The 13,875-nt window shown below is 71.5% G+C and carries 12 protein-coding genes; 5 read left to right on the top strand and 7 right to left on the bottom strand.

The features are described 5' to 3' along the window. The first annotated feature begins 52 nt into the window (after nt 1-52). The gene (locus tag ACZ3YO_RS37365) at nt 53-826 is read left to right on the top strand and encodes a response regulator transcription factor (protein ID WP_396325420.1); all 774 of its coding nucleotides are present in this window, start codon (nt 53-55) and stop codon (nt 824-826) included. 73 nt (nt 827-899) lie between these two features. Next, nucleotides 900-2,459, top strand: coding sequence for a sensor histidine kinase (locus ACZ3YO_RS37360; RefSeq protein WP_465578408.1), 1,560 nt, complete (start codon nt 900-902; stop codon nt 2,457-2,459). 68 nt (nt 2,460-2,527) lie between these two features. On the opposite strand, the gene ACZ3YO_RS37355 is transcribed toward ACZ3YO_RS37360, so the two are convergent. The 6 genes from ACZ3YO_RS37355 to ACZ3YO_RS37330 form a co-directional block, all read right to left on the bottom strand. Continuing rightward, nucleotides 2,528-4,321: a bifunctional metallophosphatase/5'-nucleotidase gene (locus ACZ3YO_RS37355; RefSeq protein ID WP_465578406.1), complete on the bottom strand. Its 1,794-nt coding sequence runs from the start codon at nt 4,319-4,321 to the stop codon at nt 2,528-2,530. Between the two features lie 256 nt (nt 4,322-4,577). Next, on the bottom strand, nt 4,578-5,927 hold the full coding sequence (locus ACZ3YO_RS37350) for an ATP-binding protein (protein WP_396325423.1): 1,350 nt from the start codon (nt 5,925-5,927) through the stop codon (nt 4,578-4,580). Between the two features lie 18 nt (nt 5,928-5,945). Further along, nucleotides 5,946-7,520, bottom strand: coding sequence for an SCO6880 family protein (locus ACZ3YO_RS37345; RefSeq protein ID WP_396325424.1), 1,575 nt, complete (start codon nt 7,518-7,520; stop codon nt 5,946-5,948). A gap of 7 nt (nt 7,521-7,527) precedes the next feature. Further along, nucleotides 7,528-8,802, bottom strand: a complete 1,275-nt coding sequence (locus tag ACZ3YO_RS37340) for a hypothetical protein (protein WP_465578403.1) — start codon at nt 8,800-8,802, stop codon at nt 7,528-7,530. Continuing rightward, complete coding sequence (locus tag ACZ3YO_RS37335) at nt 8,792-9,607, bottom strand: DUF8175 domain-containg protein (RefSeq protein ID WP_465578401.1); 816 nt, start codon at nt 9,605-9,607, stop codon at nt 8,792-8,794. Before ACZ3YO_RS37335 ends, ACZ3YO_RS37340 begins: the two co-directional genes overlap by 11 nt. Before the next feature lie 167 nt (nt 9,608-9,774). Then, nucleotides 9,775-10,125, bottom strand: a complete 351-nt coding sequence (locus tag ACZ3YO_RS37330; protein ID WP_241002623.1) for a hypothetical protein — start codon at nt 10,123-10,125, stop codon at nt 9,775-9,777. A gap of 239 nt (nt 10,126-10,364) precedes the next feature. On the opposite strand from ACZ3YO_RS37330, the gene ACZ3YO_RS37325 reads away from it, so the two are divergent. Together ACZ3YO_RS37325 and ACZ3YO_RS37320 are read left to right on the top strand one after the other, a co-directional pair. After that, a complete protein-coding gene (locus ACZ3YO_RS37325; RefSeq protein ID WP_465578398.1) occupies nt 10,365-11,570 on the top strand; it encodes a C40 family peptidase in 1,206 nt (401 codons plus the stop codon). 193 nt (nt 11,571-11,763) lie between these two features. Then, a complete protein-coding gene (locus ACZ3YO_RS37320; RefSeq protein WP_396325428.1) occupies nt 11,764-12,471 on the top strand; it encodes a phosphatase PAP2 family protein in 708 nt (235 codons plus the stop codon). 67 nt (nt 12,472-12,538) lie between these two features. On the opposite strand, the gene ACZ3YO_RS37315 is transcribed toward ACZ3YO_RS37320, so the two are convergent. Then, a complete protein-coding gene (locus tag ACZ3YO_RS37315; protein WP_465578396.1) occupies nt 12,539-12,730 on the bottom strand; it encodes a hypothetical protein in 192 nt (63 codons plus the stop codon). A 159-nt stretch (nt 12,731-12,889) separates the two neighbouring features. On the opposite strand from ACZ3YO_RS37315, the gene ACZ3YO_RS37310 reads away from it, so the two are divergent. Then, complete coding sequence (locus ACZ3YO_RS37310; RefSeq protein ID WP_465578394.1) at nt 12,890-13,798, top strand: SCO4651 family lipoprotein; 909 nt, start codon at nt 12,890-12,892, stop codon at nt 13,796-13,798. Nucleotides 13,799-13,875 lie beyond the last annotated feature (77 nt).

Below are 13,875 nucleotides of genomic sequence, written 5' to 3'. Positions count from 1 at the left end.
CTCGCACGCCCCCGCCAGCAGGCTCTCCGACGATGAGAAAGGGCAACCGCCCATGACCCCGTCCGCCGACGACCGCACCCCCGCCGAGCCAGGACAGGCCACCGCCCGGCTCCTCGTGGTCGACGACGAACCCGCCCTCCGGGACGCCCTGGAGAGCAGCCTCGCCTTCGAGGGCTACGAGGTGGCCACCGCGACGGACGGGTACGAGGCCCTGGAGTCCGTCGAACGCGACAAGCCCGACCTCGTCCTGCTGGACATCATGATGCCCCGGATGGACGGCCTCACCGCCGTCCGCCGGATGCGCTCGCGCGGCGACACCGTCCCGGTCCTGATGCTCACCGCCCGCGACGCCGTCGGCGACCGGGTCACCGGCCTCGACGTCGGCGCCGACGACTACCTCGCCAAGCCCTTCGAGCTGGACGAACTGCTCGCCCGCGTCCGCGCCCTGCTCCGGCGCAACGCCCTCGCCACCGAAGCCGCCGCCCGCGCCGCGGCCGTCGAGGACGACACCGAGGTCCTCGCCTTCGCCGACCTGCGGATGAACACCGCCACCCGCGAGGTCACCCGCGCCGGCAAGCCGGTCGAGCTCACCCGCACCGAGTTCATGCTGCTGGAGATGTTCCTCTCCCACCCCCGCCAGGTACTCACCCGCGAACAGATCCTCAAGGCGGTCTGGGGCTTCGACTTCGAGCCCTCCTCCAACTCCCTGGACGTGTACGTGATGTACCTGCGCCGCAAGACCGAGCAGGGCGGCATGCCCCGGCTCATCCAGACCGTGCGCGGCGTCGGCTACGCCCTCCGCCCGGCCGCCGGCACCCCGGCGTGAGCGGGCGTGGTGAGCCGGCCGTGAGCAGGGGCGCGTCACACGAAAGGGCCTCCGGGCGGAGCGAGGAGGGCGCGTGAGCGACACCGCCACCCCACCGCCGCCGCCCCTCGCCCCGCCCCGCGTCCCCCGCCGCCAACGCCTCGTCCGCTGGTACCGCGCGCAGTCCCTGCGCAGCCGGCTCACGTTCCTGACGGCCGCGGCGGTCGCGGTGGCCATCGCGTTGTCGGCGCTGGCGTGTTGGTTCATCGTGGAACAGCGGCTGTACGACCAGGTGGACCGCAATCTGGCGACCGCCGCTCCCTCGCCGATCCAGGACGGACCGCCCGGCGTGAAGCCGCCGCAGCGGCTGCTCCAGGACTACTACTGGTGCGCCCCGACGCCGAGCGGAGCGCTCGCCGCCGCCACCGCGGCAGCTGCCGCCACCGCTCCGGGGAACGGTGGCCGGATCATGGTCGGCGCTCCCCGGTGGTCCGTCCAGGTGATCTCACCGGACGGCCAGCCGTGCCTGCCCACCGGCGCCACCCACGCCATCACCCTCACGTCATCCGATCTGCAGGCACCGCAAGGGACCGCCCGGCTCGGCCACTACACCTACCGCGACGGGACGTTCACCACGGGCGAGGACGTCCGGGTCCGCGTGTCCACCTTCGCTTACGAGGGGAAGGTGTACGGCTACCTGGTAGCCGACCCGGTGGCCATCGTCGAGGAGTCCCTCAACCAACTCGCCATCATCCTCGGCGGCGTGGCCGTCGGCGGCATCATCCTCGCCGGCCTCGCGGGCCGGCTCGTCGCCCGGTCCGCGCTCAAGCCCGTCGACCGGCTCACCGACGTGGTCGAGCACATCGCCCGGACCGAGGAGGTCGGCACCACCATCCCCGTGCAGGGCAGCGACGAGATCGCCCGGCTCTCCGCCTCCTTCAACTCCATGAGCACCGCGCTCGCCAACTCCCGTGACCGCCAGACCCGGCTGATCGCCGATGCCGGGCACGAGCTCCGCACGCCGCTGACCTCCCTCCGCACCAACGTCGATCTCCTCATCCGCAGCGACGACACCGGCCGCCCGCTGCCGCCCGCGACCAAGACCAAGCTGCTCGGCAACATGAAGGCGCAGATGCAGGAACTCACCCTCCTGATCGGCGACCTGCTCCAGCTCTCCCGCCCGGACTCGCCGAAGCCGGTCCGCAGCCTGGCAGTCGTCGCCCTGCACGAGATCGCCGAACGGGCGGTCGCGCGGGCGAAGTTGCGCGGCCCCGGGCTGGTCTTCGAGACCGCGGTCGCGCCGTGGTTCGTGCGTGGCGATGCCGCCGCCCTCGAACGGGCGGTGATCAACCTGCTGGACAACGCGGTCAAGTACAGCCCGCCCGGAGGCACCATCGAAGTCGGCCTCCAGGAGGGAGTGCTGACCGTCCGCGACCACGGCCCCGGCATTCCGCCGGACGAGCTGCAGTACGTCTTCGACCGGTTCTGGCGTTCGCCGTCCTCGCGGCAACTCCCGGGCTCCGGGCTCGGGTTGTCGATCGTCGCGCAGAGTGTGCGGGAGTCCGGCGGCGAGGTCTCGCTCGGTCCGGCCCAGGACGGCGGGCCGGGCGCCCTCGCCACCGTCCGGCTGCCGGGAGGGCCGGCGCCCACGTAGCCGGGGCCGCAGAACGCAGAACGGGCGGGGCGCCCCGACAGCGCCCCGCCCGTCCCTGCCGGCCTCGGTCAGTCGATGTCGCTGCCCGGGCCGAGGACCTTGATCCGGTCCTGCGCCGGCGCCTTCAGCGGCGAGGCCGCCGAGCTGTGCGCGGCGAGGTAGGCGGTGAAGACGTCCAGGTCCGAGGCGCCGACCAGCTTGTCGGTGCCGGCCGCGAAGGCCGGGAAGCCGTCGCCGCCGCCGGCCAGGAACTCGTTGGCCGCGGCCCGGTACTTGCCAGCCGGGTCGATCGGCGCGCCGTTGAGGCGGATGGAGTCCACCAGCACCCGGTCGGCGCCGGTCTTGCGCATGTCCAGGGTGTACGTCAGCCCCTTGGACGACTGGAGGATCTTGGGCGCGGCGTTGTTCGGGCCGCTCACCTGCTGCTGGAGCAGCTGGATCAGCTGGGCGCCGGTCAGCGTCTTGACCTGCATCATGTTGGTGAACGGCTGGACGGTGAACGCCTCGCCGTAGGTCACCACGCCGTCGCCCTCGGCGGCGCTCGCCTTGTAGACCAGGTCGGAGCGGATGCCTCCGGGGTTCATGAACGCGACCTGCGCGCCGCCCTTGTCGGCGGGGGCGAGGCCCTCCAGCTGCGCGTCGGCGATCACGTCACCGAGCGGCTTCTCCAGGTCGCTGCTGCCGCGGCCGTTGAGGTCCGAGGCGATGAAGCCGACCGGGCGGTTGGCGATCGGCGCGGCCAGCTTGGAGTAGTGCGCGATCAGCTCCGTCATGTCCGGGGCCTTCGCGACGTTCTGGCGCACGACGTGGTTCTCGGCCTTGACCGACGGGCGGACGATGGTGCCCGTGGTCTTGTCGAGCTTCAGGTCGATCTCGGTGTAGAGCCGGCCGAAGGAGGCGGCGCTGGTCACCGAGCGCGGCACGCCCTGCGGGTCGGGGATGGTGCAGGCGTAGGCGTTGTGGGTGTGACCGGTGACGATGGCGCCGATCGCCGGGTCCAGGTTCTTGGCGATGTCGACGATCGGGCCGGAGATGCCCTGGCCGGCGGTGCCGCAGTCGTAGTTGTACGTGCTGCTGGCCGGGTAGCCGCCCTCGTGGACCAGCGCGACGATCGAGTTGACGCCCTGCTTCTTCAGCTCGGCCGCGTACTTGTTGATCGTGGCGACCTCGTTGCCGAACTTCAGGCCCTTGACGCCCTCGGCGGTCACGATGTTCGGCGTGCCCTCCAGGGTGGCGCCGATGAAGCCGACCTTCACGCCCTGCGACTTGGTCACCCAGTACGGGGCCAGGATCGGCTTGCCGGTCTTCTCGTTGGTGACGTTGGCGGCGAGGTAGTTGAAGTTGGCGCCCTTGAACTTGCGCCCCTCCTCGTAGCAGCCGTCCACCGGGTGGCAGCCGCCCTCCTGGAGGCGGATGAGCTCCTTGGCGCCCTCGTCGAACTCGTGGTTGCCGACCGCCGTGACGTCCAGACCGAGCTTGTCCATCGCCTCGATGGTCGGCTCGTCGTGGAAGAGCGCCGACGTCAGCGGGGAGGCGCCGACGATGTCACCGGCGGCGACGGTGATCGAGTCGTCGGCCGGGATCCGGGCCTGGCGCAGCGCGGTGGCCAGGTACTCGACACCGCCGGCCGGGGTGGAGACGACCTGCCCGGTGGCCGGGTCGATCTCCTTGATGGTGCCGGACGAGCCGGCCGGGGGCTCCAGGTTGCCGTGGAGGTCGTTGATCGCCAGCAGCTGGAGGTTGACGGTCTTGTGCCGCTTGGCGTCCGCGGCCTGGGCTGCGGTCGGCACGGCCACCGTGCCGACGAGGCCGGCTGCGGCGACCGCGGCCAGCACCGCACGTCGGGATCTGACGGTGAACATTCTGAGGGGTCCCCTGCACCTTGAGAGAGCGCCCGGCTGCGGACGAAGGTCCGGGCGGGCGACGGTGTCGTTGCGCGAGTGCAGCCTAGAGTCAACGCGCGTAGCTGTCAGGACCCTGAACGTAACGACAGGGTTACCTACTGACGAATCGTCGCCGGTTTTCCGGCCGCACGGGGCTGCCGGGCGGGCCGGCCCGCCCCCTCCGACGGCGGCCCCGGGAGTGGTCCGGCCCGCCCCGCATCCTTCGAGGCGCCGGTCAGACGCCCGGCTCGGCCGCCAACTGCCGCTCCGCACGCACCCGTTCGGCCACCGCGTCCTCGGTCATCGCGCGGTCGGTATAGACCAGTGGCCGCTCGGTCTCGGTGATGATGTGCTTAACCACCTGGACGTTGCCGTTCACGTCCCAGACCGCGATGCCCGGCGAAAGTGTGGGGATGATCTCCACCGCCCAGCGGGGCAGACCCAGCACCCGGCCGGTGGCTCTCGCCTCCTCGGCCTTCTGCATGTAGATGGTCCGGGTGGAGGCCATCTTGAGGATCGCCGAGGCCTCCTTGGCCGCCGCACCGTCCACCACGTCGGACAGGTGGTGGACCACGGCCACGAAGGAGAGGCCGAGCCGGCGCCCGAACTTCAGCAGTCGCTGGAACAGCTGCGCCACGAAGGGGCTGTTGATGATGTGCCAGGCCTCCTCGACCAGGAAGATCCGCTTCTTCCGGTCCGGCCTGATCCAGGTGTGTTCCAGCCAGACCCCGACGATCGCCATCAGGATCGGCATCGCGATCGAGTTCCGGTCGATGTGCGACAGGTCGAAGACGATCAGCGGCGCGTCCAGGTCGATGCCGTCCGTGGTCGAACCGTCGAACATGCCGCGCAGGTCACCGTCGACCAGGCGGTCCAGCACCAGCGCCACGTCCAGGCCCCAGGACTGCACCTCGTCCACCGCCACGCCCAGCGAGTCCACCGAGGACAGCTCGGGGCTGCGCAGGGTGTTGATGATGTCGTCCAGGACCGGCTGGCGATCCCTCACGGTCGCGATCACATGGGCGTGCGCCGCCTTCAGCGCGAAGCCGGCCCGCTCCTCCAGGCCGCGCCCCATCGCGACCTCGATGATGGTGCGCAGCAACGACAGCTGGCCGGTCTGGGTGATCGCCGGGTCCAGCGGGTTGAGCTTCACCCCGCCGTCCCGGGCCGCCATCGGGTCGAGCCGGATCGACTTTATGCCCAGGGCGTTGGCGATCAGGTTCCACTCGCCGACCCCGTCCTCGCCCTGCGCGTCGAGCACCACCACCTGGCGGTCGCGGAACCGCAGCTGGCGCAGCACGTACGTCTTCTCCAGCGCCGACTTGCCGTTGCCGGACTCGCCCAGCACCAGCCAGTGCGGGGCCGGCAGCTGCTGCCCGTACAGCTGGAAGGGGTCGTAGACGTACCCCTTGCCGCTGTAGACCTCGCGGCCGATGATCACGCCCGAATCACCCAGCCCCGGCGCGGCGGTGGGCAGGTAGACCGCCTGCGCCTGGCCGGTGGAGGTGCGCACCGGCAGGCGGGTGGTCTCCACCTTGCCGAACATCAGGCTGGTGAACGCGTCGGTGAGGTTGCCGATCGCCATACGGGGCCTCCAGGTGGATCAGCGGCGGATGCCGGTGGCGAACGGCAGGGTGTTGACGAACGCGCGGTGGTGCTCGCGGTCGCACCACTCCAGCTTGAGGTAGCTCTTGCCGGCCGAGGCACGGATGGTCCGCTTGTCGCGGGCCAGCGCCTCCGGGCTGCGCGAGGACACCGTGATGTAGCCGACCAGGTTGACCCCGGCCGCGCCGGACGCCAGGTCGTCACCACGCTGGTCGACCCGGCCGGTGTGGGCCAGGTCGCGCGGGTCGACCGTACGGTTCATCTTGGCGGCGCGGCTCGCCTCCGCCTCGTCGTTGGTCTTCTCGGTGAGCATCCGCTCGATCGCGACGTCGGTGGGCTCCAGGTCCATCGTCACCGCGACCGTCCGGATCACGTCCGGGGTGTGCACCAGCAACGGGGCCAGGAAGTTGACGCCCACCGGGGTCAGCGGCCACTCCTTGATCCAGGCGGTGGCGTGGCACCACGGCGCCCGGGTCACCGACTCCCGGGTCTTCGCCTGCAGGAACTGCGGGTGCGTCGCGTCCAGCTCCGCCGGCCAGGCGTTGCGGCGGGACATCGCCTGGATGTGGTCGATCGGGTGGTCCGGGTCGTACATCGAGTGCAGCAGCGAGGAGAGCCGTGCCTGGCCCAGCGGCTGGCGCACCCGGATGTCCGCCTCGGCCAGCCGCGCACAGATGTCGGTCAGCTCCCGGGCCATCACCGCGGCCAGGCCCTCGTCGTCCCGGGCCCGACGCCCGGTCGCCGTCCTGCCCATCGCGTGCGCCTCGGCCGCCAGGTCACGGGTGTAGTGCATGCAGGCCACCAGGTACGCCCGGTGCTGCTCCGAGGAGGTCGACACCATCGACTGCAGCTGGTCGTACGAGTCCTGCAGCCAGCGCGGCGCGTCGTGGTCGCCGCGTCGCTCCACGTCCTTGGCGTGCGCGTCCGGGTCGGCCGGCAGCGTCCGGGCGAGGATCTGCAGCCGGGTCACGAAACCGTCCCCGTTGGCGACGTGCTTCAGCAGCGTGCCGAACCGGTCGACCAGCGCCTCCTGGTCCTCCGAATCGCGCAGACCCACACCCGGGCCCTCGATCTCGATCGCCGCCGTCACCGTGCGCCGCTCCAGGTGCATCAGCACCCCGACCTCGTCCGGCCCGAAAGGCGCCGCCAGCCAGCGCAGCCGCCCGACCCCGGGCGGCGGCCCGACCTCGACCTCGCGGCCGTCCAGCCGGGTGCCGGCGTCCATCGCGTCCGACTTCCACACCGCCCGACCGCTGCGGACCGTCCGGCGGTAGGTGCGGTTGATCTCCACCCACTTGTAGAACGTCCGGCGCCGGTACGGCACGTAGACCGCCGCGATCGCCAGCATCGGCAGGCCGACCAGGCCCGCGATGCGCAGCGGCAGGACCGGCATCATCAGGCCCCAGAGCATGCCGAGGAACGCCCCGAAGATGATCAGCACGATCTCGCCGGACTCCCGGTTGCGGCCGATCGGCGCGTTCGGGCGGGCCTTGCCGATCAGGTAGGTGCGGCGCTGGTGCACGTACGGCTGGGCGTACTGGGCACCGTACTGACCGAGTGGTTCGCTGCTCACTTACCCGTCACCCTCCCTTCGCTGGATTGCTGTCGCGGATCGGAACCGACGCCGGCGGTGCGGCCTGCGGCGGCGGCGCCGGGGTGCGCGCGGCATGGGCGGCGATCCCCGGCGCGACCGAGCCGCCGCCCGAACCCGCACCGCCCCCGCCGCCGCCCTGCGGGCCGCGGTCGCCGTGCGTGCTGATGCCCTGCTTCACCAGGTTGGCGGTCCCGTTGATCATCGCCGAACCGGCCGACACCGCGTTGGCCCGGGCGTTGCGCATGCTCATGATCTCGTCGCCGAAGCCCGGCACGAAACGGTAGACCGAGGCGCTCGCGAAGATCGACAGGAACAGGATCGCCAGCCCCGACAGCACCCGCGCGAAGTCGTCACTGGCCCCGGCACCGGTCGCCACCGCGCCCGCCAGCCCGAGGATGATCACGATGATCGGCTTCGCCAGGTCCACCGCCAGCATCACCCCCGCCCAGCGGCGCACGTGCTTCCACAGCTGTTTGTCCACCAGCCCCGCGTACACCGCCGTCCCCAGCAGCGCGCCCACGTACAGCATCGCCGCCCGGATCAGCAGCTCCACCCAGAGCACCGCCGCCGCCAGCACGGCCACCAGCGACACGATGATCAGGATCAGCGGGCCGCCACCCATCGACCCCTTCTCCAGGGTGTCCGCGAACCCGCCCAGGTACGTCCCGGTGTCCGACTTCGTCCCCACCGCGATCGCCTTGGTGACCCCGTCCGTCGCGCTCACCACGGTGTAGAGGATCAGCGGCGTGAACGCCGACGCCACCACGGTCAGCCACAGGAAGCCGATCGCCTCCGAGACCGCCGTCGTCAACGGCGCCCCGCGCACCGCCCGCTTCGTCACCGCCAGCAGCCAGAGCACCAGCGTGATGATCGTGGACGCGGCGAACACCACCGCGTACTGCTGCAGGAACGACGCGTTGGTGAAGTCCACCTGCGTCGTCCCGTCGATCGCCCCAGACAGACTCCGCACCACCCAGGCCGCCGCCTGCGCACACCCCTTCGCCAACGACCCGAGCGGGTCGGTGACACTCCCGACGGTCGAACTCCCGGGGATGGATCCACTGCCGCCGGGGGCACAGTAGACATCGTTACCCGGAAGCGGCACCCCCGGGCAACTGGTGTTGGTCGCACTGGGTGTGGGTGTGGGTTCGGCGAAGGCTCGTTGGGCTGTGAACACGACTGACAGGAGTCCTGCCGCCGAGCCGCCGGCCAGTCGGCCCAGGCCTCGCTTCAGCGAACCCGAACCACCGTCAGCGGGCATAGCGGAAGCCTCCGAACTGCTCGACGGCACCAGTGATCTCCTCAGAGGTCGCGGCCTGCTGGTCCGGCGGGACAGGTGCGGGGCCCGCCACCCGACTGAAATCAGTGAGCTTCCAGTCGTCACCGGTCCATCGCAGACTGAGCGTCAAGGTGAACCACTCCTCCGAGACCGGCCGTACCGATCGCTCGCCGGCCAGACCGAAGAGCCCCGTGCACCAGACCTCGGCCTTGGCGCTCTCCGGGCTGTACGAACTGTTCTTGGTGCCGACCGGGATCGTCCGGCTGACGAAGGTGAGGCCCTTGGGCGGTCGGCCCTGCGCGTCAACGCCGAACTTCGCAGCTGTCTCGGGCGTGAACCCCTGGTCCAGGCGGCTCTGGAGGGCTGCCGTGGCGGACGGGTCGGTGATGGTGGCGACGATGGCGTGGCGGCTGTCGGTGCGGAACATGTCGGCGGAGCCGATGGCGACCGCGTAGTTGGCGGCGGCCGACTGTGCGCCCTGGTCGGTGTGCGGGAAGCCGCTGCCGATGCCGTTGGTGGTGGTGCTGACGGGCTGGTCGCCGCTGGGGGCCGGTCCGGCGCCGGAGGCGGCGGTGGGGGCTGCGTCGGCGGAACGCCCGGCGGTGCTGCCGGGGTCGGCCTTGCCGCGGTTGGCGATGGAGATGGCGACCACGAGCAGGGTGACGACCGCCAGGACGGTCAGCAGGGTGCGCAGCGGCCTGGACTGACGGGTGGTCGGCTGGGAGGAGGGCTGTTCACCGACCGGCAGCCGCGTACGGGTGTGCGGCTGGTCGTCGGACAACGGCACGGCGGCCCTCCTGGTGCGGGGAGCCGGGGCGGCTCCGGGGCCCCTCCGCCCGTGGGCGGGCGCGGAGGGCGGGGTGATGGGTGGACTCCCGGCGGGGACTCCGGCGGATCGTGACGGCCGGACGGCCGGGCGGGCTCACCGCCTGCCTCGTCCGCCCTGTCCGATCGTCAGATGGCCATGCCGTACACAATGGTGAACAGAGTGCCGAGTGATCCAATGATGAACACGCCGGTCAGCCCGGCGATGATCAGCCCCTTGCCCTGTTCGGCACCGAAGCTGTCGCGCATGGCGGTGGCGCCGATGCGCTGCTTGGCCGCGCCCCATACGGCGATGCCGAGGCAGGCCAGGATCGCCACGGCCATGACGACCTCGACCATCACCCGGGCCTCCGACCCGAGGCTCGCGAACGGGCCCCAGTCCGGGGCGATCCCGCCGATGATGGTGTCGATATTCGGCTTCTTTGGTGGGTCCTCGGCCAGGTGGCCGATCGCGATGCTGTTCACGCTGCTCAGGTTCATTTCCATCTCACCGCCCGATCAGGCAAATTCAAGGGCCCAGACCCCGCCCGCGCGAAGGGTCGGTACCTATTCTTGGCCAGATCTGATGTCGACTTGGCTGCTTCTCGCGGATTGGTCGTGAGGTATGGGACACGTACGCGAGGATGTCCACCGTACGAAGGATAGCGCTCACTCTTTGTATCTCTGATGATTGCGGTGAGCAACGCCTTCCGGGACACTTCGACTGACGATTCGTCGGGATGGTGCTGATGGTACTCCGGAAGGCCGGTACGGCCGCCGCCGCTGCGGGAGTTGTCGCGGTCGGCTTCGTCTGCATGGTCACGGTCGCGACGTATGCGGCGAGTGGTGCGCCGCAGCAGTCGGCCAATCGCTCCGCGCTCTCGCCGGGCACCGTTCCGGCGGCCTACCAGGCGCCGATCCAGCAGTGGGGCGCGCTCTGTCCGGAGATCTCGCCGCCGATGCTCGCGGCGCAGCTGTACCAGGAAAGCGGTTTCGACCCGCGTGCCCGGTCGGGCGTGGGCGCACAGGGAATGGCGCAGTTCATGCCGGAGACGTGGGGAACATACGGCACGGACGGCAACAATGACGGCAAGAAGGACGTCTGGGACCCGATGGACGCGATCGCCTCGGCGGCCACGTTCGACTGCGCCCTCGCCAAGGACGTCTCCAAGGTGCCGGGAGACCGCCAGGCCAACCTGCTGGCCGCCTACAACGCCGGCCCGTACGCGGTGACCAGGTACAACGGGGTGCCGCCGTACAAGGAGACGCAGGGCTACGTGAAGAACATCCAGGCGATGGCCCGCAGCTTCACGGCGCCGACGGCGCCGGTCGAGGTCTCCCAGCAGTCCTCCGGCGCGATCTACTTCGCGCAGACCAAGCTCGGGACCCCGTACCTGTGGGGCGGCGAGGGGCTGCCGTCGCAGAACGGGCGGTTCGACTGCTCCGGGCTCACCCAGGCCGCGTACGCCAGTGTGGGGATCACGCTCCCCCGGGTGGCCAACGACCAGTGGTACGCCGGGCAGCACCCCTCGCGCGACCAGCTCCGCCCGGGGGATCTGGTGTTCTGGGCAACGGACCTGACGGATCCGCGGAGCATCCACCACGTCGGCATCTACGTCGGCGGCGGGTACATGATCAACGCGCCGCACACCGGTGCGGTGATCCGCTACGACAAGATCGACACCCGGGAGTACATCGGTGCCACCCGGGTGACCTCGGACGGCGCGCAGGCGCTGCCGGGGCGCAACGCTGACGGCAGCATCACCGCCCCGAGCCGCCCGGGCGCCACCGCTCCGGAGACGCCGGCCCCGACCCCCACGCCGTCCCCGGCCGCCCCCTCGCCCGTCGCCGCCCTGGGGGTGCCCGCCGCCGGCCCGGCGTCCCGGGCGGCCGTCGCGGCCGGCCCCGCCCCGGCAGGTCCAGGTCAAACGCCTGCAAAGAGCTAACCCTCCCCGGACCGCCGGGTGTGCGTGCACTGTGGACGCTGAGTCAAGTTTCGATAACCGCGTGTTTCCGTGGAACGCTGCAGCCCGGTTATGACGTTGTGTCCGATGGCCCCGCGTCACCTTCCCGGACGGGAAGGGACGGGCGGGCCACGGCCGGAACGACCAGGTGCTGTGGACCAGAAGGAGGTGCGGCGTGTCGACGCCGCTTGCCGACACGACCAACCCCGACCTCGGCCTGCTCTACGCCGTCAACGGCCTGGCCAAGCGCTCCCCGGAGTGGCTGGACCACCTGGTCTCCTGGATCGGTGAGTACGGCATCCTGATCGGCCTGGCCCTGCTCGGCCTGGTCGGCTGGCTGCAGGCCAGACGCCGCCCGGACGCCCCGGTGGCCGTCGCCGGCCTGCTCTGGGCACCGCTCTCGGTCGCCATCGCCGAGCTGGCCAACCTGCCGATCGCCGCCATCGTGGACCGCCCGCGCCCGTTCGTCGACCACACCGGGCTGGACGTGCTGGTGGACGGCAAGGCCGGCACGCACTCCTTCGTCAGCGACCACTCGACGATGTCGATGGGCATCGCGGTCGCGCTGTTCCTGGTGAACCGCCGGCTCGGCTGGATCGCCGGGGGGCTCGCCCTTCTGCAGGGCTTCTGCCGGATGTACATGGGCGTCCACTACCCGACCGACGTGATCGGCGGCTTCGCGCTCGCCACCGCGGTCGTCCTGCTGCTGGCACCGATCGCGATGGCCGTGCTGGTCCCGCTGTGCCACGCACTGGCGCGGACCGCGGCCGCCCCGCTGATCCGGGCCCCGCAGAGCGGCCCGCGCGGCGGACGGCGGCGCGGTGGCGGGCGCGGCCCCGTCCGGGCCGACGAGCAGCCGCCGGAGTCCGACCTGGCGGCCTGAGGCCGGCCCCGAAGGCCGGTTCCGAAGGCCGGTGCCGTCTTCCTTCCCGGAACGCCGTCCCCGACGGCTAGGAGCCGCCGGCGCCGTTCTCCGCCAGGTGGTCGGCGGCCTCGCGTCTGCTCAGGTCGCGGGAGCGGCGGGCCGGTGAGAACCAGCCGCAGCTGCAGGTCGCGAAACAGAAGGAACCGCGCTCGCTGATCGCGACACGGTGCTCGGGCATCGGGGTGGTGCCGGGGTCAACCGGCAGCTCACTGTGCACGTGCCTCACGGTAACCCGCCGGGACCCCGGCGCGCGACGCCCGCTGCGCGCCGGGTTCCGCGTAACCCCCCGGACCTCAACTCGTTTGCCCGGCAAGAGCTCTGCCCACCCGGTGGTGGTGGCCGGCGGGGCAGTCGGGCCCGAGGGGGTTGTCGCGAGATGAAGATCACCGGCGTGCAGCGCAGCGGCCGGCGGCACGGCCGCCCGCTGCCACACCTGCGGTCGGCGGCCGGAGCCGTCGCCCTCGCCGCCGCCCTCACCGGGCTGGCCGGCTGCTCCGGCGGATCCGGGGCCTCCGACGGCTCCGCCGACCGGAAGGCGGCCGCCCCCGACCAGCTCTCCGCCGACCCGGTGACGGCCGTCCGCAATGCCGCCGACATCACCGGTCGGACGGGCTCCGCGCGCACCACCACCGAGCTGGTCACCGAGTCCGCCGACAAGAAGGCCGTCTTCACCGGCACCGGCGGCTACGACTACGTGAAGCGGATCGGGCGGCTGGAGGTGACGGTGCCGCCCGGCGCGGCGACCACCGGGAAGATCGTCGAGGTGGTCCTGCCGGGCACCGTCTATCTGCAGAACAGCGGCGCCAAGGTGCCCGAGGGCAAATGGGTCAAGCTGGACGTGCGCCAGCTGCCGGACGGCAACCTCGTCTCCAGTGGCGCGACGGACCCGGCCTCCGCCACCGGCGCGCTGCGCGGGGCACAGAAGGCGGACCTGGTCGGCACCGAGACGGCCGGCGGGGTGGCGCTGAAGCACTACCGCGGCACCCTCGACCTGACCAAGGCGGCCGAGGCCACCGGCGGCCGGGGCGGGGACGGGCTGCGGATGGCGGCGCAGACCTTCACGGTCAAGGAGGTCCCGTACGACGCCTGGCTGGACGAGCAGGGCCGGCTGCACAAGGTGGTCGAGGTGTTCACCTTCGCCGGGGTCGCCGGCTCCAAGGAGGCGAAGGACCAGGTGAAGGTGACGTCCACCACCTCGCTGGCCGACTTCGGCAAGGCGGTGGAGGCGGCCGAGCCGCCGGCCTCCGACATCTACGCGATGAAGCCCACGGAGAGCCCGAAGTAGCGGGGCGCAGGGGCGCCGCCGGCGTCGGTGGGCCGCCCGGAGCGGTCGGGCCCACCCGTTTCGGCGGCGCCGAGATG

It is taken from the genome of Kitasatospora sp. NPDC022785, assembly GCF_055561295.1.
This window is presented reverse-complemented; position numbering and strand designations above follow the sequence as displayed.

Excerpts from the sequence above, each read along its gene's own strand:
- ACZ3YO_RS37355 (WP_465578406.1), bottom strand. The coding sequence starts at position 4,321 with ATGTTCACCGTCAGATCCCGACGTGCGGTGCTGGCCGCGGTCGCCGCA.
- ACZ3YO_RS37330 (WP_241002623.1), bottom strand. The coding sequence starts at position 10,125 with ATGAACCTGAGCAGCGTGAACAGCATCGCGATCGGCCACCTGGCCGAG.
- ACZ3YO_RS37350 (WP_396325423.1), bottom strand. The coding sequence starts at position 5,927 with ATGGCGATCGGCAACCTCACCGACGCGTTCACCAGCCTGATGTTCGGC.
- ACZ3YO_RS37365 (WP_396325420.1), top strand. The coding sequence starts at position 53 with ATGACCCCGTCCGCCGACGACCGCACCCCCGCCGAGCCAGGACAGGCC.
- ACZ3YO_RS37340 (WP_465578403.1), bottom strand. The coding sequence starts at position 8,802 with ATGCCCGCTGACGGTGGTTCGGGTTCGCTGAAGCGAGGCCTGGGCCGA.
- ACZ3YO_RS37310 (WP_465578394.1), top strand. The coding sequence starts at position 12,890 with ATGAAGATCACCGGCGTGCAGCGCAGCGGCCGGCGGCACGGCCGCCCG.
- ACZ3YO_RS37325 (WP_465578398.1), top strand. The coding sequence starts at position 10,365 with ATGGTGCTGATGGTACTCCGGAAGGCCGGTACGGCCGCCGCCGCTGCG.